The sequence below is a fragment of the Methanobrevibacter sp. genome, assembly GCF_045114555.1.
Taxonomy (GTDB): Archaea; Methanobacteriota; Methanobacteria; order Methanobacteriales; family Methanobacteriaceae; genus Methanobrevibacter.
This window is the reverse complement of sequence record NZ_JBGUKT010000030.1, coordinates 1-19132: the sequence shown is the minus strand read 5'-3', so window position 1 is coordinate 19132 and position 19132 is coordinate 1. Positions and strand designations below refer to the sequence as shown.

General features: G+C 32.7%; 19 protein-coding genes. 17 read left to right on the top strand and 2 right to left on the bottom strand.

Translation table 11 applies throughout. From position 1 onward, the window contains the following. Window positions 1–9 precede the first annotated feature (9 nt). The 9 genes from ACJMLB_RS07100 to ACJMLB_RS07060 all read left to right on the top strand — a co-directional run bounded on the left by ACJMLB_RS07100 (window position 10) and on the right by ACJMLB_RS07060 (window position 7050). Entirely contained in the window at window positions 10–468 is a 459-nt protein-coding gene (locus tag ACJMLB_RS07100) for a 50S ribosomal protein L30 (RefSeq protein ID WP_295604727.1), read from the top strand. A gap of 11 nt (window positions 469–479) precedes the next feature. Beyond that, complete coding sequence (locus tag ACJMLB_RS07095; RefSeq protein WP_295604724.1) at window positions 480–917, top strand: uL15m family ribosomal protein; 438 nt, start codon at window positions 480–482, stop codon at window positions 915–917. 512 nt (window positions 918–1429) lie between these two features. Continuing rightward, a complete protein-coding gene (secY, locus tag ACJMLB_RS07090; RefSeq protein ID WP_405324809.1) occupies window positions 1430–2794 on the top strand; it encodes a preprotein translocase subunit SecY in 1365 nt (454 codons plus the stop codon). A gap of 180 nt (window positions 2795–2974) precedes the next feature. After that, on the top strand, window positions 2975–3532 hold the full coding sequence (locus tag ACJMLB_RS07085) for an adenylate kinase (protein WP_295604720.1): 558 nt from the start codon (window positions 2975–2977) through the stop codon (window positions 3530–3532). Window positions 3533–3822: 290 nt separating this feature from the next. Beyond that, window positions 3823–4431, top strand: a complete 609-nt coding sequence (locus ACJMLB_RS07080) for a DUF106 domain-containing protein (RefSeq protein WP_405324807.1) — start codon at window positions 3823–3825, stop codon at window positions 4429–4431. An 807-nt stretch (window positions 4432–5238) separates the two neighbouring features. Then, window positions 5239–5505, top strand: coding sequence for a 50S ribosomal protein L34e (locus ACJMLB_RS07075; RefSeq protein WP_295604715.1), 267 nt, complete (start codon window positions 5239–5241; stop codon window positions 5503–5505). Beyond that, the gene (gene cmk, locus ACJMLB_RS07070) at window positions 5505–6023 is read left to right on the top strand and encodes a (d)CMP kinase (RefSeq protein ID WP_405324806.1); all 519 of its coding nucleotides are present in this window, start codon (window positions 5505–5507) and stop codon (window positions 6021–6023) included. Before ACJMLB_RS07075 ends, cmk begins: the two co-directional genes overlap by 1 nt. Then, on the top strand, window positions 6023–6190 hold the full coding sequence (locus ACJMLB_RS07065; protein ID WP_012955682.1) for a 50S ribosomal protein L14e: 168 nt from the start codon (window positions 6023–6025) through the stop codon (window positions 6188–6190). The genes cmk and ACJMLB_RS07065 overlap by 1 nt, the downstream gene beginning before the upstream one ends. Window positions 6191–6498: 308 nt before the next feature. Next, window positions 6499–7050, top strand: a complete 552-nt coding sequence (locus ACJMLB_RS07060) for a hypothetical protein (protein WP_405324804.1) — start codon at window positions 6499–6501, stop codon at window positions 7048–7050. A gap of 106 nt (window positions 7051–7156) precedes the next feature. On the opposite strand, the gene ACJMLB_RS07055 is transcribed toward ACJMLB_RS07060, so the two are convergent. Further along, on the bottom strand, window positions 7157–7633 hold the full coding sequence (locus tag ACJMLB_RS07055) for a deoxycytidylate deaminase (RefSeq protein ID WP_405324802.1): 477 nt from the start codon (window positions 7631–7633) through the stop codon (window positions 7157–7159). A gap of 263 nt (window positions 7634–7896) precedes the next feature. On the opposite strand from ACJMLB_RS07055, the gene ACJMLB_RS07050 reads away from it, so the two are divergent. The 8 genes from ACJMLB_RS07050 (at window position 7897) to ACJMLB_RS07015 (ending at window position 18122) form a co-directional block, all read left to right on the top strand. After that, window positions 7897–8859 carry an RNA-guided pseudouridylation complex pseudouridine synthase subunit Cbf5 gene (locus ACJMLB_RS07050; protein ID WP_405324800.1) on the top strand — a complete coding sequence of 321 codons (963 nt, stop codon included), beginning with the start codon at window positions 7897–7899 and terminating at the stop codon, window positions 8857–8859. Window positions 8860–8927: 68 nt separating this feature from the next. After that, complete coding sequence (locus tag ACJMLB_RS07045; RefSeq protein ID WP_295604705.1) at window positions 8928–9110, top strand: MarR family transcriptional regulator; 183 nt, start codon at window positions 8928–8930, stop codon at window positions 9108–9110. 521 nt (window positions 9111–9631) lie between these two features. After that, window positions 9632–10969: a type I glutamate--ammonia ligase gene (gene glnA / locus ACJMLB_RS07040; protein WP_405324797.1), complete on the top strand. Its 1338-nt coding sequence runs from the start codon at window positions 9632–9634 to the stop codon at window positions 10967–10969. Between the two features lie 312 nt (window positions 10970–11281). Further along, entirely contained in the window at window positions 11282–12199 is a 918-nt protein-coding gene (locus tag ACJMLB_RS07035) for a glutamine amidotransferase (protein WP_304085988.1), read from the top strand. A 15-nt stretch (window positions 12200–12214) separates the two neighbouring features. Then, window positions 12215–12868, top strand: coding sequence for a tributyrin esterase (locus tag ACJMLB_RS07030; RefSeq protein WP_405324795.1), 654 nt, complete (start codon window positions 12215–12217; stop codon window positions 12866–12868). An 11-nt stretch (window positions 12869–12879) separates the two neighbouring features. Beyond that, a complete protein-coding gene (locus ACJMLB_RS07025) occupies window positions 12880–13977 on the top strand; it encodes a Coenzyme F420 hydrogenase/dehydrogenase, beta subunit C-terminal domain (protein ID WP_405324793.1) in 1098 nt (365 codons plus the stop codon). Further along, entirely contained in the window at window positions 13977–15458 is a 1482-nt protein-coding gene (locus tag ACJMLB_RS07020; RefSeq protein ID WP_292788962.1) for a glutamate synthase-related protein, read from the top strand. Before ACJMLB_RS07025 ends, ACJMLB_RS07020 begins: the two co-directional genes overlap by 1 nt. Before the next feature lie 21 nt (window positions 15459–15479). After that, complete coding sequence (locus tag ACJMLB_RS07015) at window positions 15480–18122, top strand: PEP/pyruvate-binding domain-containing protein (RefSeq protein WP_405324791.1); 2643 nt, start codon at window positions 15480–15482, stop codon at window positions 18120–18122. A gap of 327 nt (window positions 18123–18449) precedes the next feature. Here ACJMLB_RS07015 and ACJMLB_RS07010 read toward each other — a convergent pair whose 3' ends face one another. Beyond that, on the bottom strand, window positions 18450–19007 hold the full coding sequence (locus tag ACJMLB_RS07010) for a PsbP-related protein (RefSeq protein ID WP_405324789.1): 558 nt from the start codon (window positions 19005–19007) through the stop codon (window positions 18450–18452). Between the last annotated feature and the right edge of the window lie 125 nt (window positions 19008–19132).

The following is a 19132-nucleotide window of genomic DNA, read 5'->3' as shown; positions in this document are numbered from 1 at the left end:
GGTGGTATCATGTATTTAGTAATTAGAATTAGAGGTACTACTGGTGTTAAACAAGGCATTGCTAGTACTTTAGAAATGTTAAGACTTAACAGAATTAGTCATGCTGTATTAGTTGATGAAAACCCAAGTTACAAAGGTATGCTCCAAAAAGCAAAAGACTACATCACTTGGGGAGAAGTTGATTTAGAAACTCTCACTGAACTTGTTGAAAAAAGAGGAAGATTAGTTGGTGGAGCTCGTCTCTCTGAAGAATACTTAAGCGAAAACACTGATTACTCTACCTTTGAAGAATTAGCTAATGCATTACTCAATGGAGAACTCAAAGCTCAAGATATTGATATGAAACCTGTATTCCGTTTACATCCTCCAAGAAAAGGATACAAAGGAATTAGACATTCTGTAAACGAAGGAGGATCCTTAGGTTACAGAGGCGAAGATATTAATAATCTTGCAAAAAGAATGGCTTAAGGTGGATTATTATGATTAGAAAAGGTAAAAAGATTAATAAGATGAGAGGTTCCAGATCTAACGGTGGAGGCTCTGTCAAAAGGAGAAGAGGAGCAGGTAACAAAGGTGGTAAAGGTAAAGCTGGAGCTGGAAAACACCACTGGTCCACTACCGTAATTGAAAACAGATATTACTTCGGTAAACACGGTTTCAAAAGACCTCAAAAAACTATCCACAAATCTTATCCTGTCAACTTAAACTTCTTGAATGACAAAGCTGAAGAGTTTGTAGAACAAGGAATTGCAACTAAAGAAGACGATGTTATTGTAATTGATGTAACTGAATTAGGTTACAACAAAGTTTTAGCAACCGGATCTCTTGACATTCCTTTAGTAGTTAAATCTCCTGCATTCTCTGAAAGCGCAATCGAAAAAATAGAAGAAGCTGGCGGAGAAGCTGTAGAACTTTAGACCCACCTTTTACTGGCCTTCGGCCAGCAAAAGCTGGACCAAAATTCTTTTCACTAGTTTGGGAGTGTCATGCTCTTTAACTAGTTTTAATTTTTTATTTTTTTTTAAATTATTCTTAATATTTTTTATGTACTTTTTTTTAATATTTTTTTAAATTTTTTAAATCATTTTTTAATTATTATTCTGTATTCTTATTTTAAAATTTTTACAAATTCATTAAAATTCAATATTAATTTAGTTAATTTTTGTATTATTTATCGAATAGTTTATATTATATAAAAATTATATTTATTATTAATCTAAAATATTATAATATTATATATAATATATAAGGCGAATTTAGATGATTTTTAATCGCTAATCTTGATCACTTTTTGTGATTTATTTCTAATATTTTGGATTTACATTAAAAATTTATAAATTAATAAATTCAAAGTTGGAATTTAATTTATTCTTATTATAAATAATTAAAATCTGATTTGAATTAATAGATAATAATTAACGGGGAAAAAATGATTTTAGAGAATTTTAAGCCTATATTTAAGTTACTTCCTGAGGTCAAGACTCCTATTCATAGGCAAGACTTTAGTGAAAAGCTTAAATGGACCGCTATAGTTTTAGTTATATATTATTTCTTAGCTCAAATTCCTTTATATGGTTTGAGTCCAGCTGCAGTTGACCAATTTGCCCAATTAAGAGCTGTTATGGCAGGTAGTTTTGGGTCAATACTTACTTTAGGTATCGGACCTATTGTAACTGCATCCATTGTATTGCAACTATTGGTCGGTGCAAAAATATTAAATCTAGACTTATCTCAACATGAACATAAGGCTATGTTTCAAAGTACTCAAAAATTATTAGCTATTTTATTCACAATATTCGAAGCGGCAGTTTTAGTGCTTACTGGAAGTTTAGTGCCTATTGATAATTCTTTTTATGGTATAATGATTCTCCAATTGGTTATTGGAGCAATTTTAATCTTATATCTTGATGAAGTAGTATCCAAATGGGGATTCGGTAGTGGTGTAGGATTGTTCATTGCTGCTGGTGTAGCACAAACCATTATTACTGGAACATTTAACTTCTTGCCAGCTACTGCGGCATCTACTACTGCTTCAGGTATTCTTCCTGGATTTATCCAATCCATTATCGGAGGATCTCCTAACTTCGCTATATTGATTCCATTGATTGCAACTATCGTTGTATTCCTTATGGCTGTATATGGTGAAAGTATGAGAATAGAAATTCCTATTTCTCACGGTCAAGTCAGAGGACATGGTAGAATTAGAGGAGCTGTAGGTAAATATCCATTGAAATTCATTTATGCAAGTAACATGCCAGTTATTTTAACAAGTGCACTTCTTGTAAACATTTCACTTTTCGCTAGTGTGTTCCAAAAACTTGGTTTCCCAATATTAGGTCAAGTTTCCGGTGGTAGGCCAATCAGCGGTCTTGCATTATGGTTAACCACTCCGAATAGTTTAAGTGTATTGTTTACAAATCCATTGAGAGTAATATTCTATGGTATTTTCTTCTTAGCTTGTTGTGTGCTTTTCTCCTGGCTATGGGTGGAAATCAGTGGTTCCTTAAATGCGAAGGAAGTTTCCAAGCAACTTTATAACTCAGGTATACAAATTCCTGGTTTCAGAAGCAGTAAAAGACAACTTTATATGATTATGAAAAAGTATATTCCAGCTCTTACAATTCTCGGTGGTTTGTTTGTAGGTATATTGGCATTTATTGCTGATTTGACTGGTGCTCTAGGTGGAGGTACTGGTGTATTGCTTACTGTAGGTATTGTATACAAGCTTTATGAGGAAATTGCTCAAGAGCAACTTATGGAAATGCACCCAATGTTAAGAAAAGTATTTGAATAATTTTGATTGAAAATTTGATAATTGATTTTATCAATGGCATTGATCAATTATTCAGATGCATATAATTAGAAGAATTTTGGAAATGATTAATCAATCATTCCTTTATTTTTTTTTTTCTTTTGTGATTATTATTAGTTAATTAAAATTAAAATTTTAATGTTTAATGTGAGAGGGATTTAAATGAAATTAGTAGTTTTAACTGGAATTCCAGGTTCTGGAAGTACAACTATACTTAAAAAGACATTAGAAGAAGTGGATTATCTTCATTTAAACTATGGAGATATCATGACTGAAATCGCTGTAGAAAAAGGTCTTGTTGAAAATAGGGATGAGTTAAGAAAATTACCTGCAGACACTCAAAAGGAAATTCAAAAAGAAGCAGGTCTCAGAATTAAGGAAAAATCCGAATCTGAAAATGTTATTGTTGATACTCATTGTACTATTAGCACACCTGCTGGTTTCTTGCCAGGTCTTCCTAAATGGGTTTTAGAAGGATTAAATCCAGACACTTTCATTTTAGTCGAAGCACATCCTGATGAAATCATGGTTAGAAGAATGAGTGATGAAACCAGACAAAGAGATGCTGAAAAGGCAAAGGATATTCAATTACATCAAGAAATGAACAGAGCTGCAGCTATGGCTTACGCTACTTTAACTGGAGCAACTGTAAAAATTATTAATAACCATGATAATCATTTGCCATCAACCGTTAGAAAAATGGTTGAACTTTTAAAATAATCATGCATATGATTGACTTGTAATGAAAATTTTTTAATAATTAGATTTTTTCTAATTATTTTAAATTTTTATCATGTTATTAATCATTTTGATATTAAATTAGCTTATGCTTTAAATTATTAATTTATAAATTTGTAAAAAATTTATAACTTAATAGTTTATTGTATTTTTAAAGAATTTATGAAATTATGAATCGCGCATAATTATTTAAATTATGCAATGTTTAAAATTTGTAAAGAAAATAAAATTATAATTTACTATTAAAAATTATTAAACATGTGAGGAATGAAATGGCGTATCAAGGTAGTTTTTTATTAGGTATTTCCTGGCTTCAACCAGTGTTTGATGCTATGAATGCTGTTCTTAATCCATTAGTTCAAATGGATCCTACCCCTAATAACCCTGTGCTTACTGTATTTGTGATATCATTAATCATATCCCTTTTAACAGTAACTGCTCAAAAATTATTAGTGGATCAGGACAAGATGAATGAAATGCAAGCTAAATCAAAAGCTTTGCAAAAAGAGTTAAGAGAAGCTCAAGCTAGTGGAGACTCTAAACAAATGGCAAAGGTTCAAGCTAAACAAATGGATATGATGTCAGACCAATCTGAAATTATGAAAATGTCATTTAGACCAATGATTGTTACTATGATTCCAATATTGTTAATCTTTGCTTGGATGTGGCAATCTTCAATAAAAGATATTATTGTTGTATTTCCTCCAGCTGTTTATTATTGTACTTTAACTCCGATTTTCCACTCATTAGGGCAAATGCTTTATGGTGGTAACATAACTACAGTTCCATATGGAATCGGTTGGTTATGGTGGTACTTCATTTGTACATTTGGAATGTCACAAATCATTAGGAAATTTATGGGATTCAAAAACGGTTTCTAAATTTTGAAAAATTCATTAAAATTTCATTTTTTGAAGTGAAAAATTTAGCAAATCTTTTTCTTATTATTTAATAAGAATAAAATTCTATTAAATTGAAAGTTTTCAATAACTGTTCAATTTAATTAATCGTAAAATTAATTTAATTATACTTAGTTGCTACTATTTATTTAATGACTTGTTGATGGTATATAACTTTCTGAATATTCATCAATCTAAGTTATTTTTAGATATTTTATCTAAATTATTTTCTAGTTTCAATTAAAAAATTAAAATTTTAATAAAATTTGAATTAAAATCATAATCCCAAAAAGTACGATATATGTAATACTAAATTTTGGTGAATTTTTAATGATTGGCATGTTAAGTGGGATAGCCTACTTAATTTGGGTTGTTGGAAATTGCCAGGATTTTAAAATTTAATTTCTGTAATTTTTCTTACTTGGGATTAAGCTTTGAAAGTTTGATCTTTTGATAAGTTTAATTCTTAAGAAAAAGTATAGAAAACAGTAAAGTATATATTAGTTAAATATCATATTAAATAGTGTTAATCATTTAACTAAATGAATTTTAATAATTTTTAAATTCATTCTATTTTATGATACTTTTTTCATGATATTTTTCAAAATATCTTTTATTCAAAATTTCAGTATTTTAAAATATTAAGATATTTTAATATTATTATGTATTTTACTTCAAATCTACAGATTAAGACAATTTGATATTTGATTAAATAAATTCAATATTTAAAAAAATTATTTAATCTATTAAATTTGTAGATATTTTTAAAAAAACAAATTAGGTGAGAACATGCCTGCAAATAGATTTAGATCAAGATCATATAAAAGAGTAAACACAAAAACTCCTGGTGGAGTTAATGTTTTAAGATATAAAAAGAAAAAACCATCTAAGCATGTATGTGCTGAATGTGGTGCTGTATTACATGGTGTTCCAAGAGGACGTCCTTACGAGATTGGCAAATTAGCAAAATCTCAAAAAAGACCTAACCGTCCATTTGGTGGATACTTATGTCCAAAATGTGCTCGTAAACATTTCAAAGATGAGGCAAGAAAATAATGATAATAACAATCGGTGGGACAGCAGGTAGTGGAACTACAACTGCTGCAAAGGTATTATCTGAAAGATTAGAGATTCCATTCGTTTCTGCTGGCGCAATATTCAGAGAAATGGCTGCAGAGAGAGGAATGACTCCCGTAGAATTCGGCAAATTTGCTGAAAATAATACTGACATCGATAAAGAGATTGATAATAGACAAGCTAAACTTGCGCTTGAAGCTCAAGATCTTATTGTTGAAGGAAGACTTTCTGCATACTTCATTGATGCGGATTTAAAAGTTTGCTTTACTGCTCCTTTAGAAGTTAGAGCTAAAAGAGTATGTGAGAGAGAAGACAAATCAATTGAGCTTGCAAAAGAGGAAATTCTTTCCCGTGAAGAAAGTGAAGCTTTAAGATATATGGATATTCATAATATAGATATTAGAAATATGGATATTTATGATTTAATTATAAATACTGACAGCTTTGATCCTGACAGTATTGCGGAAATTATTTTAACAACATTAAAGGTGATATAATGGCAGCTATAGAAGTTGGTAGAAAATGTATTAAAACTGCTGGAAGAGAAGCAGGTAAAGAATGTGAAATTGTTGCAATCATTGATGAAAACTTCGTAGAAGTAAAAGGAGACGAAGTTAAAAACAGACGTTGTAACATTAACCATTTAGAACCTATCATGGAATAAGTTTATTCCATAATTCTAAATTCTAGTTAGTTTACATTTTACTTTTTTAACTTTTTATATTAAAATTAAAGCACATTTTTGTGTATTAGATAAGAATTCATCATCCAAACTTTTAAAAAAAGTTTGATCAAAATCCTTTTCAAGGTTTTTTTTCTGATGAGTTCTAAATTTTTTCTTTTTTTAAATTACTTTTTTTTATTTATTTTACAATTTTTATTATTGTTATTAGCTATTTTTTTAGTTCTTTAGTTATTTTTATAAATTATTAAAATTAAAATAATATTATTAAACTTATTTTGAGGAGTATTATGTCAAGAAGGTTTGCAGTTATAGACACAGAAACAAATTGGAAAGATGAAGTGATGTCCATAGGTGTTTTAATTGCAAGATCCAAGGATTTTGAAAGAACTGATTCTCGCTATTATATCTTGCCTAGAGCTGAAAAGATAGGTGGGATGTATTCAAATTCAATGAGAATGACAAAACATGAAATCCTTATTAAACATAGGCCTGACGCTATTGATGACTTAAAGGATTTGTTTGATTCAAATGGTGTCAAGGATCTGCTTGCCTACAATGCCTCTTTTGATAAACGTCATTTGCCTGAACTTCATGATGGATTTTCTTGGAGAGACATAATGAAGGTTGCTGCTTATAAACAGCATAATCCACATATTCCAAATCATATGCCTTGTTGTGGGACTGGCAGATTAAGAAGAGGTTATGGTGTTGAGCAAATGCTTAGAATATTGGGAAAAAAGGATTATAGTGAAACTCATAATGCGATTGTGGATGCAAGAGATGAATTGATGATTATGAAAAAATTAGGATATGAGATAGATTACTATCCTGAAATCTAATGATTCCATTGATATAAAAAATTAGTAAAAATAGTATAATAAACTCTCTTTTTTTTAAAAAATAAAAAAATAAAAAATAAAAATAGGTAATGAAATTAAAAACTTATTATTGAAGTGGATAGCGAAGCTTCAAAATTCCTTTTTTGCTTACTATCTTGTCAATTCCTGAGTTCTTTATCATTCTAAAGCATATTGGGCAAGGTTCTGCATCTTCTATTTCTACCCAATCACCATCAACAGACATTTCTCCTGCAAGATAAATGGTTGCTCCAAGCATGTCTTTCCTTCTTGCAGAGATCATAGCATTCTGTTCTGCATGTACTGAAAAGCAGTCATTGTAGTTTCCTGAATTTGATGGAAGGTTCATTCTTTGACAAGTTCCTCTGTCACAACAGTTTTCTTCCCCTCTTGGGTTTCCATTGTAACCTGTACTGATAATTTCATCGTTATTTACTATTACAGCTCCATAGCGTCTTTTTAAGCAAGTGCTTCTTTTTGATACAGCTAGTGCGATTGCAAGATAATATTCAGTTTTGCTCATACGGTTTGATTCATTTTCAATTTTGGATTCTTCATTAACCATAATATTTCTCCATTTCTTTACCTATTCTTATTATTTATTATCGTTTATTATTATAGTTTTTTGTAGAATGATTTTTTAAAATTCATTATTAAATTTTTAATCATAAATTTAATCATAAATTTAATCATAAATTAAAATATTAATAAATCATTAGTTAAATCATAAATTAAAATCATTAATTAAATTTATTTATTATAAAAATCTTATTTTATATTATATAAAAATTCTATTTTTAAAAACTTTTAGCTATTGGAGAATAAACTATGGAAGATTATTTAATTAAATCAAATGTTGAAACCAACCCGGAATATGGATGCAACCCATATGAAAGGCCTATAGAAGAACATATGGCTAAAGGTATAATCAATTTGGACAAGCCATCTGGCCCTACTTCTCATGAAGTGGACTCTTGGGTAAAGAGAATACTTGGCTGTAAGAAGACAGGTCATGGAGGAACACTTGACCCTAAAGTTACTGGAGTGCTTCCAATAGGCATTGACAATGCTACAAGAGTCAGTCAACTTCTCCTTCCTGCAGGTAAGGAATATGTATGTCTCATGACTCTGCACAAAGAAATTCCAGAGGATCAAATAAAAGAGATTTTCGATGAATTTACTGGCAAGATATATCAAACACCACCTGTTAAATCAGCCGTTAAACGTGAATTAAGGGTAAGAAATATTTATTACTCCACCATTTACGAAATTGATGGCAAGGATGTTCTATTTAGAATTGGATGTGAGGCAGGAACCTATGTCAGAACCTATTGTCATGATATTGGTGAAGCATTAGGCTGTGGAGCGCATATGGCTGAGCTTAGAAGAACAAGGGTTGGTCCATTTGATGAGCGAAACAATGACCTTGTAAACCTTCATGACCTTACAGATGCATATCATTTTTACATTGAAGATGGTGATGAATCATACATAAGGCAAGCTATTCAGCCAATGGAAGTTGCAAGTTCTCACCTTCCGCAGATATTCATCAAGGATTCTGCTGTTGAAGCAATTTGCCAAGGTGCAAAGCTTGGTGCAGGAGGAATAGCTAAATTGTCCAAGGACATTCAAAAGGGAAATCTTGTTGCTATTAAGTCATTGAAAGGAGAATTGGTGGCTGCAGGAACTTCATTGTTCTCTTCACAAGAGATAATGAATGCAGATTCTGGTCTAGTTGTTGATACAAATAAGGTATTTATGGATACTGGAATTTATCCAAAAGGATGGTAACTAAGATTTATTTTAAAAATAGGATTATTTTAATGATTATTGATTTTCAAAATTAAAATGGTGATAAAATGTCTGATAAAGATAAAGTTATTGAAGCATTTAAAAATTCTGAAGAACCTTTAAACGCTAAAAAAGTAAGTGAACTTTCTGGTGTTGAAAAGAAAGAAGTCGATAAGATCATGAAAGAATTAAAAAAGGATGAAACCATTGTTTCTCCAAAAAGATGTTATTGGACTCTTGCAGACAAATAGTTAGTTTTCCATCTCTAATTTTCATTCTTTAAATTTTCATATTTTAATTCTTTTTTTATTCTTATTTTTTTCATTTTTTTTTTAATGGAGGTATTGATTAAATTTTAATCATTTTAATTTTTTAATTTTTTTATATTTTTTATATTTTTTATTGTTCCGACTTTCCGATTTTTTTTAAAAAATACCTTATTTTTTTAAATTTTCCTTCAATTAATCTATTTTTGTAAATTACTCTTCTTTTCATTTTTATCGAACTTATTTTCATTAAATTAATTATTTATTGAATAACTATCTATTTTAACTGATATTAAGTAAAAATAACATGATAATATTGAAAATATTTATTTAAATCTATTTTTATTGTTCATTTTTTATTCAAAATATTTATATATTAATAGTGATAAATTATAGTAGGAAGGAAGTTTCCTTCCGACTATGAATTCATAAAATTTTTAGTTGAAAGGGGTTCCAATTTCCATTTTTTCAAGAATGGATGATATCTCAAAAAAGGAAGTGAAAAGATGTCAGTTAAAGACGAAAAATTAGACCAAATTATTAAAAAAGTCGAAGCATATGATATAAAATTTTTGAAATTGCAACTATCAGATATTCATGGATTGCCAAAAAGCATGGCAGTTCCTCTTAAAAAAGCTGATGACATTGAAGATATCGTAAATGATGGATTATTGTTTGACGGTTCATCAGTAGCAGGATTAGCTTCAATCAATGATAGTGATTTACTTGCAAAACCAGATATCAACACCTTCTCAACAATCCCATGGAGACCTGAATCAAAAGGAACCAGCAGATTCATATGTGATATTTTCACTACAGAAGGAAAACCATATGATGGAGATCCAAGAGGAGTGCTAAAAAAAGCATTGGAAAAAGCAGAAAAAAGAGGATATCAATTCAATATGGGTCCTGAACCAGAATTCTTCATCATCAAAGAGGATGAAAACGGAAATTACATCCCTGCAGATGAAGCTGAATATTTTGATGTAGAGCCATTGGATCAAGGTACTGACATTAGAAGAGAAATCGTATTTGGTTTAGAACAATTAGGTTTTGATGTTGAAGTAAGCCACCACGAAGTGGCAGCAGGACAGCATGAGGTGGACTTCAAATATGCTGATGCTTTAAAAACAGCTGATGCTGTAATCACATTTAAGGAAGCTGTAAAAGCAGTAGTTCACAACTTAGGATTTAAAGCAACATTCATGCCAAAACCATTCTTGGGAATCAATGGTAGTGGAATGCATTGTAACCAAAGCCTATTCAAAGACGGCAAAAACATTTTCTATGATCCAAACACTGAAAACCAAATTTCACAGGAAGCATTATACTTCATTGGAGGATTATTGAAACATGCACAGGCTTTATCAGCAATCCTATCCCCAACAGTTAACTCTTACAAACGTTTAGTTCCAGGTTATGAGGCACCATGCTACATAGCTTACGGATTTAAAAACAGATCAACTTTACTAAGAATTCCTGCATCCCGTGGATTAGGTACAAGAATCGAGTGCAGATCACCTGACCCTTCATGTAACCCATACTTAGCATTTGCAGTATTGCTTGAAGCAGGTTTAGATGGTTTGGACAATAAGATGGATCCTGGTGAACCAACTGAAGAAAACTTGTTTGCATTAACTGAAGATGAGATTGTCCAAAGAGGCATCAGTAACTTGCCAACAAGTTTATGGGAAGCATACCATGCTTTAGAAAAGGATGATGTAGTTAAAAATGCTCTTGGAGAAAAAGTGTTCAATCAATTTTACACCATCAAAAGAGCTGAATGGGATGCTTACAGAATACAAGTATTCGATTATGAAAGAGATCAATACTTAGACGTTTAGACTATTCCTTTTTTGAATATTGGTGGTCAATCTAAAGATTTTTCTTTATTTAAAGATTTTTCTTTAGTTTGACCACCTCTCAAAAAGTTAAATGGTTTTTGAAATTCAGAATTATTTTTTTAAGGCATATTGTAATTTTAAACAATTAAAAGGCATATTGTAATTTTAAGATTATTTTTTAAGGCATATGTAATTTTAGAATTACTTTTTTTAACATATTCGGATTAACATATTCGGATGACATATCAGATGATTAGTATATATTAGGCATATGTACGTGTATTCACCGATTATTTTATTGGAGGTAGAGAAATGTGTGGAATAGCAGGTGTAATATACAAAGATAAAAAAACTCACCCTGTAGGAGAAGCATTGACATCAATGCTTGAATCATTACAGCATAGGGGTCCGGATTCCGCAGGTTATGCAATCTACGGCAGTTTGGATTTTCCTGAAAATTATTATCAATTAAACATTGAAGTAAAAAGAAGAAGAGGAGCATTAGACAATTTAAAATCATTATTAAATCAAATAAGTCCAATATTTGAAGAGCAATTGATCGAGTCTGTAGGAGACTCAGATGTATATAAATGCAAAATAGCATTGGATGAATTTTCCCTTTTAAAACCATGCATTAACGAAATAGATGATTTGGAAAATGTAAGGGTTATCAACGGTTCACATTCATTCGAAATGATTAAGGATACAGGAAAAGTAAAGGACATTGCTGAACGTTTCAATGTTCAAAGCAGAATGGGAACACATGGAATAGGACATACCCGTTTTGCAACAGAAAGTGGTGTTGACCGTTATCATGCACACCCATATCAAAGCTATATCATACCTGACATAACTGTGGTGCATAATGGGCAAATAACCAATTACTGGAAAATAAGAGATCCATTGGAAAGGAAAGGACACACTTTCGAATCATTTAATGATACAGAGTGCATTGTTCATTATATGGCAGATAAGCTTGACCAAGGCTACAAATTGGAAGAGGCATTGGATCAAGCGGTGATTGATTTGGATGGTCCATTTTCCATATTGGTTGGAACACCTAACGGTATTGGAATTGCAAAGGACAAGCTTGGTCTTAGACCTGGTGTGATGGTGGAAACCGATGAGATCTTTGCAGTAGCTTCAGAAGAGATGGCATTGCACGATGTCACCGATTCAGATGAAATAGAACAGATAGCTCCAGGAGAAACAAGAGCTTACACTATATGATAAGGGGTTTTTTCTATGAAAGAATATGTGATTGATGCAAATGGTATGAATGAGAAAGAATTGAACCGTACCATAAAGGAACAAGCTAAATATTATGATAAGCTCATTATCGACAATCCTGATTCAAAACACAACATCTGTGCTGGATTAACTGAAGATGTGGAGATAGAAATCAATGGTTCTGCTGGCTATTTCGTTGGAACAATGGCTCATGGACCAAGGATACACATCACAGGAAATGCAGGCTGGTTTGCTGGAGACAATATGACAGATGGTGAATTGGTCATTGAAGGTACAGCTGGTGACGGTGCAGGACAAGGAATCTATGGTGGAACAGTAATCGTTAAAGGAAATGTAGGTTCAAGAACTGGAGAAATCATGAAAGGGGGAACCGTAATCATTGGGGGTAACAGCGGTTTCATGACTGGTCTTTTAATGATGGGAGGAAAGCTCATAATACTTGGTGATGTAACTGAGGATGTTGGGGAATCCATTATGAGAGGAACCATTTTTGTTCTTGGAAATGTGAAAAGCTTAGGAAAGAATGCTGTAATGGAAGAAACCACTTCTGAAGACCAAAATGAACTTAAGGAAATCTTGACAGCATATGGTTTCAAGCTTGCTGATAAGGATTATGCAAACTTTAAGAAAATTGTTAACATGCAATAGGAGCTGAAAAAATGAGCGAACATAGAATAGCTATGGTGGGAACACCATGTGAAATTATGGCTGCATCCAAACTTCAATATTATACCGATAGCCCTATTGATGTTAAATTGGGCTTATTCTGTATGGAGAATTTTTCATACAAGTACTTTGTTAATCTCTTGAAAGAATATGACTTGAAAATGGATGACATTGAAAAATTCCAAATAGAGAAAGGATTTGTATTTTTACTTTTAAAAACCAAGGAAACAGTGAAAATACCACTTTCTGTGGCTAAAAGGATTATTAGGAAAAACTGTAATATATGTGTTGAACTGACATCAGAAACCTCTGACATTTCAATAGGTTCAATCGGATCTGAGGAAGGTTGGTCAACACTCATAATAAGAACTGAAAAAGGTGAAGAGATAGTAAATGGAGCAATAGAACAGAAATTCATTGAAGCTAAAGATTTTACAGATTCACAATTCGGATTGTTGAATAGAATTGCTGAATCTAAAATAAACAAGAATCTTGAAACTATAGAAAGAAGGGAATTTTTAGCAAGACCTGTACTGTACCAAAGGGAAAAGTCAGATGATTCAATCAATAAGGAGTTCCAAGAAGCATCATTCTTGGATTTAAGGTCAAATGTCATTGATGTAGGGGCATGTGTTCTCTGTGGAGCATGTGAATATGCATGTCCTCACAATCTGATAACAATTGACGACACCAAACCAAGAATGAAAGGAGAATGTCCAGATGATTGTCATGCATGCTTTGCAGTCTGTCCAAGAACATTCATTCCTGAAGATTTGAGAAATGAGAATTCAAAACCAATAGGGGACTTTAAAAAAGTATTGACAGTCAAATCATTAAAGCATACACAAGGTCAGGACGGATCCATCGTGACAACATTGATAGACTATCTATTGTCCAATGAGATTGTTACAGAAGCGCTTATTGTTGATAAGCAAGATCATTTGGCTTGGAAACCTTATGCAAAGCTAACAAATGCAATTGATGAGGTTGTCAAATCTGGAGGAACAAAATATTCAGTCTGTCCAGTATTCAAACCATTAAGGGATTTGAAAGAGGGTTCTCTCCAAAACATTGATGAGGGGGTAAACTAATGTCATTCACAGTAGAGAGAAAATTGGAAATTTGCAAACAGAGCAATGATAGGCCTGGATGCTGTTGGTATTTATGTGACAACCCTCACAAGTCTTCATGTAAAAACTGTTACAGTTGCTATTCAAATTGTCCTCATGGCGTATATGAGGTAATCAATGATGAGCCATTGCCTATACATCAGGAAAACTGTGTAGGATGCAAGATCTGTGAAGAGATGTGTCCAACACATGCAATATATGTCAGACCTCTTGTAGATGAGGGAAGAGGTGTATGGTCAAATTCCACTATGGTTGAAATCAAACGTAAAAGCCAAACAGGAGCATATAAGGTCAGAGGTTGTGGATTAACAAGAAGAATTCCAACATTTGATGACTTAAGCATATTGCCTGCACAGGTTTCAAGGCCACCAATAGATTCCTATAGGGAAACATGCAAGACTTCAGTGGTCCTTGGAGACAGGTTTGCAGAAAATCCTATTGAAATTGATACTCCTATTATGATTGGAGCAATGTCTTTCGGTGCATTAAGCAAGGAAGCAAAAATAGCATTAGCTATTGGGAGCAGTAAGGTTGGCTCAATTACCAATACTGGTGAAGGGGGAATGCTTCCTGAAGAAAGGCATTATGCAGACAAATTGATTGCTCAATATGCATCAGGCCGTTTTGGTGTTTCAGCAAGCTATTTAAACAATGCAGAAGCTGTTGAAATAAAAATAGGTCAAGGTGCAAAATCAGGTATGGGAGGACATTTGCTTTCCCATAAGGTAACTGCAGAAGTGGCTAGAGTTAGGAATATTCCTGAAGGAACCTCTGCATTAAGTCCTGCAAGACATATGGATATTGTTGGACCTGAGGATTTAGGTATGAAAATCAATCAATTAAGGGAAATTACCGATTGGAAAATACCTATCATTGTGAAATTTGCATCTGGTAGAGTGGAACAGGATGTAAAGATTGCAGCAAAGGCAGGTGCAGACATAATTGTGGTAGATGGTATGCAAGGTGGAACAGGTGCTGGACCTGAAGTGGTTACAGAACATGCAGGTATTCCTACAATCGAAGCAATTGTAAAGGCGGATGATGCTCTTAAGGACATTAATTTAAGAAGTGAAGTAAGTCTTGTCGCTGCAGGGGGAATAAGATCAGGTGCTGATGTGGCAAAAGCTATTGCTTTAGGTGCTGATGCTGTTTATATTGCTACCTCTGCATTGATTTCCATAGGATGTAAAGTTTGCCAATCCTGTTCTGAAGGTATTTGCCCTAAAGGAATTGCAACACAGGATAGGGTCCTCAGAAGAAGATTAGACCCTATTAGAAAAGGTCAGCAAGTAGCTAATTATATTGAAGCAATGACACAGGAAGTAACCTCCTTGACTCAACAGGCAGGAAATACTGATATTGAAAATCTTGAACGTCAAGATCTGGTTGCATTGACTATGGAGGCTTCACAATTAACAGGAGTGCCAATGGTGAGAAATTAAACAAGATTAGGAGATATTATTATGGCTGCATTCGAAAGAGTAAAATCAGGGATTCCAGGGCTTGATGAAGCTTTAGACAATATTCGTTTGGGAGACAATGTAGTTTGGAATGTTACAAATCTGAATGAATTCTCTTACTTTGTGGATCCTTATGTCAAACAGGCAAAAGAGGATAACAGGAACTTGATATACATCAGGTTTGCCAATCACCATCCATTGATTGAAATGACTGAAGAGGACTTTAGGTTGCTTGAAATGGAAGAGAATAATCCTGAAACCGAGTTTTGCATGATTGAACGTGATGGAATCAAGATATATAAGGTCAATCCATATAACCAATTTGAGACATTTACCTTAGAGGTTCATCGAATTATTGAAAAGGAAGGATTTGATGCATTCTATGTATTTGACTGCTTAAGTGACCTTCAAGCGGTTTGGTCAACCGATTTGATGATGGGAAATTTCTTTAAGGTTACCTGCCCATTCCTGTTCCAATTGGATACTGTAGCATATTTCCCAATCATCAGAGGAAGGCATTCATTTGATGCAATAGCTAAAATTCGTGAAACCACACAGCTATTCCTGAATGTGCATTCAAACTCTCCTGAAGAGGTTTATGTTTCTCCACTTAAAGTATGGAACAGATATTCTCAAACCATGTTTCTAGGACATAAGTTCAACCCAAGAACAGGTTTTGTCAAGGTTTTGCAGGATGGTCAGGAAGTAAGCAAATACTATAAGACCATCAATGATTCTGACAAGCATCAAGGCGGACAAATCTTGGACAGTTGGGAAAGATACATGCTTCAGGTTAGAATGAAGTATGCGGAAGGCAAAAATATCGATGATGAGTGCGATAAGATTTGTGAGCTGATGATGACAAAAGACGAGAAGATGCTTTCAAAAATAAAGGAATACTTCACTTTTGAGGATTATATCACAATTTATGACCGCCGTGTAGGAAGTGGATCTGTAGGTGGTAAGTCATGTGGTATGCTTCTTGCAAGAAAGATAATTGAAAAGGAGCGTCCTGACATATACAGAAATCTTGAACCTGATGATTCCTTTTACATTGGCTCAGATTTATTTTATACATATATAGTTTCAAATGACTTATGGGACCTTCGTGTAAAGCAAAGGACTCCTGAAGGTTACTATAAATATGGAAAAGAGTTAGAGGAAGCTCTTAAAAACGGTACCTTTTCAGAGGAAATCAAAAAGGGATTCATACAGATTTTGGATTATTTCGGACAAAACCCGATTATTGTCAGATCAAGCAGTTTCCTTGAGGATGGATATGGAAATGCATTTGCAGGAAAATACGAATCAGTCTTCTGTGTAAATAGGGGCAGTCTTGAAGAGCGTTTAGCTGCATTTGAAGAGGCTGTAAAAGTGGTATATTCAAGTACCATGAACATTTCCGCTTTGGAATATAGGAAAATAAACGATTTGGATGATACCGATGAGCAAATGGCTCTTTTAGTTCAAAGAGTTTCAGGTTCCTATTATGGAGACTATTTCTTCCCAACAGCTGCAGGTGTAGGATTTTCATACAGCCCATATTCTCCACTGCCGGATATGGACAACAGCAAGGGAATGCTTAGGCTTGTAATGGGTCTTGGTACAAAGGCTGTTGACAGGACAAAAAAGGATTATCCTAGAATAATCAATCTTGACAAGCCAGAAGTGACTATGGCAAAGGACATTAGGGAAAAGCACAGATATTCCCAACATTATCTTGATGTGATTGATTTAAAGAACATCAGTTTGCATGACATTCCAGTTGGTGATGGTTTGGATGTTATTCCAAGATATGCGAAAAGGGTTCTTGTAGAACATGACCGTGAAGCTGAGAGAATGTTCCGTGACAGAGGTGAACGTCGTGAAATCGTCTTTGTCAATTGTGAGGGGCTTGTGAAAAATCAGGAATTCATTGATGAGATGAAGGAAATCATGAATACATTGGAAACAGCTTACGATTATCCTGTTGACATAGAATATACAGTAAATGTTGGTGAGGATAATTCATTCAATGTAAACCTATTGCAATGCAGACCTCTGCAGGTTTCAATAAACAATGAAGCCATTGAAATGCCTGAGGACAAGAATGTATTCTTCCATATCAAGGAATCTTCTATGGGTATGTCACGTAAGAATGAGATAGACACAATCTGCTATGTTGATCCACATAGGTATTATGAATATCCATATGCCCAAAAAAGTTCCATAGCTCATGTAATCAATGATGTGAATGCCTATTGCAAGGAAAATGGAAAGACTGCTATTCTGATAGTTCCTGGTAGAATAGGTACATCATCTCCAGAGTTAGGAATTCCAGTGGTATTTGCTGATATCAGCTATTTCTCTGCAATTCTTGAAGAATCATACAGTGAAGTGGGATATATGCCTGAATTATCCTTTGGAAGCCATATGTTCCAGGACTTGGTGGAAGCGGAAATATACTATGGTGCATTGTTTGAAAATGAGAAAAAGTTGGAATTCAATAAGGATATGATTTATGATCATAAAAACATCCTAAAGGATATAAATCCTAATTTAAGCGAGGAGATTTATGATATGATACAGGTCATAGACTTTGGTGAAGACAAGGCGGAATTCTATCATGACATGAATAAGGATGAGACCTTGTGCGTTTTCAATTAAAAATTGGGAATGCAAATAAAATTCATATTTGAAAACATTAATTGTTTTCGGGCAGGTGGGAGGGACATATGCCTTTTTATTTGCAATAGTTCTTTTTGCACAAAGAAAATTTGTAAAATAAAATCAAAACATAGGACAAAATGTGATTAGTGACCCTATCTGAATTTTTAGAGTTTATTTTTTCAGTTAGGGTTATTTTTCACATTTTTTTTAATTTTTAATTTATAATTTTTATTTTTCTATTAGTTTTATCTGTTTTTTTTTTTAAAAAATAACTTAGATTAGATTCAAGTTTTTTATTTTCTAATTAAAAAAATAGTTTAAGAATTATATTCTCTCGTATGAATCTCCGTCTACTTTAAAAGCTGGTTTTAGAATCTTAAATGTTTGAATGACATCTACAAAAGACTTTACCGCCATTTGATCCCTATTGTTTTTGGTATAGAGTTCAAGAGAATATAAATTGTTGTCTTTTAAAATGGAGTATTGTTCTACTTCCAATCCTTCCGTTGTCAAATAAATCATGTCCCAAATTCCATAGTTATCAAAAGTTTCCATTCCTGACTGTTGAATTTCACATTCTTTTGCTTTTAAATCGGTTTCTACAAGTTCTTTCAATTCTTCAACAGTATTTACCAAACATGGTTGTATGGATATTTTTACAATGGAATTGTTGTTTTTGTTTAGCAATACACGGACAGTGAATTCATCTTCATCTTCGTTTTTAAGTTCCTGCCATAAGAATGGATATTCAAAGCTAACGTATCCGTTGTTAAATCCTTTTTTCATTTGCCTTAATGTCTCTTCTGCACTAAGTGTTTTAGGTTCCCCATTTTCATCATTGCCTAATTCCAATACAAATCTATCCTTGTTTCCTTTAACCATTTAAATCACAATCATTATTTTTAATCTAATATTTTTTGTAACTAATATAATTTTTATTTTGATATTTTTTATATTTAATTATTTCATAATTTAATTTTGATGAAAGGGATTTAATAAAATAAGCT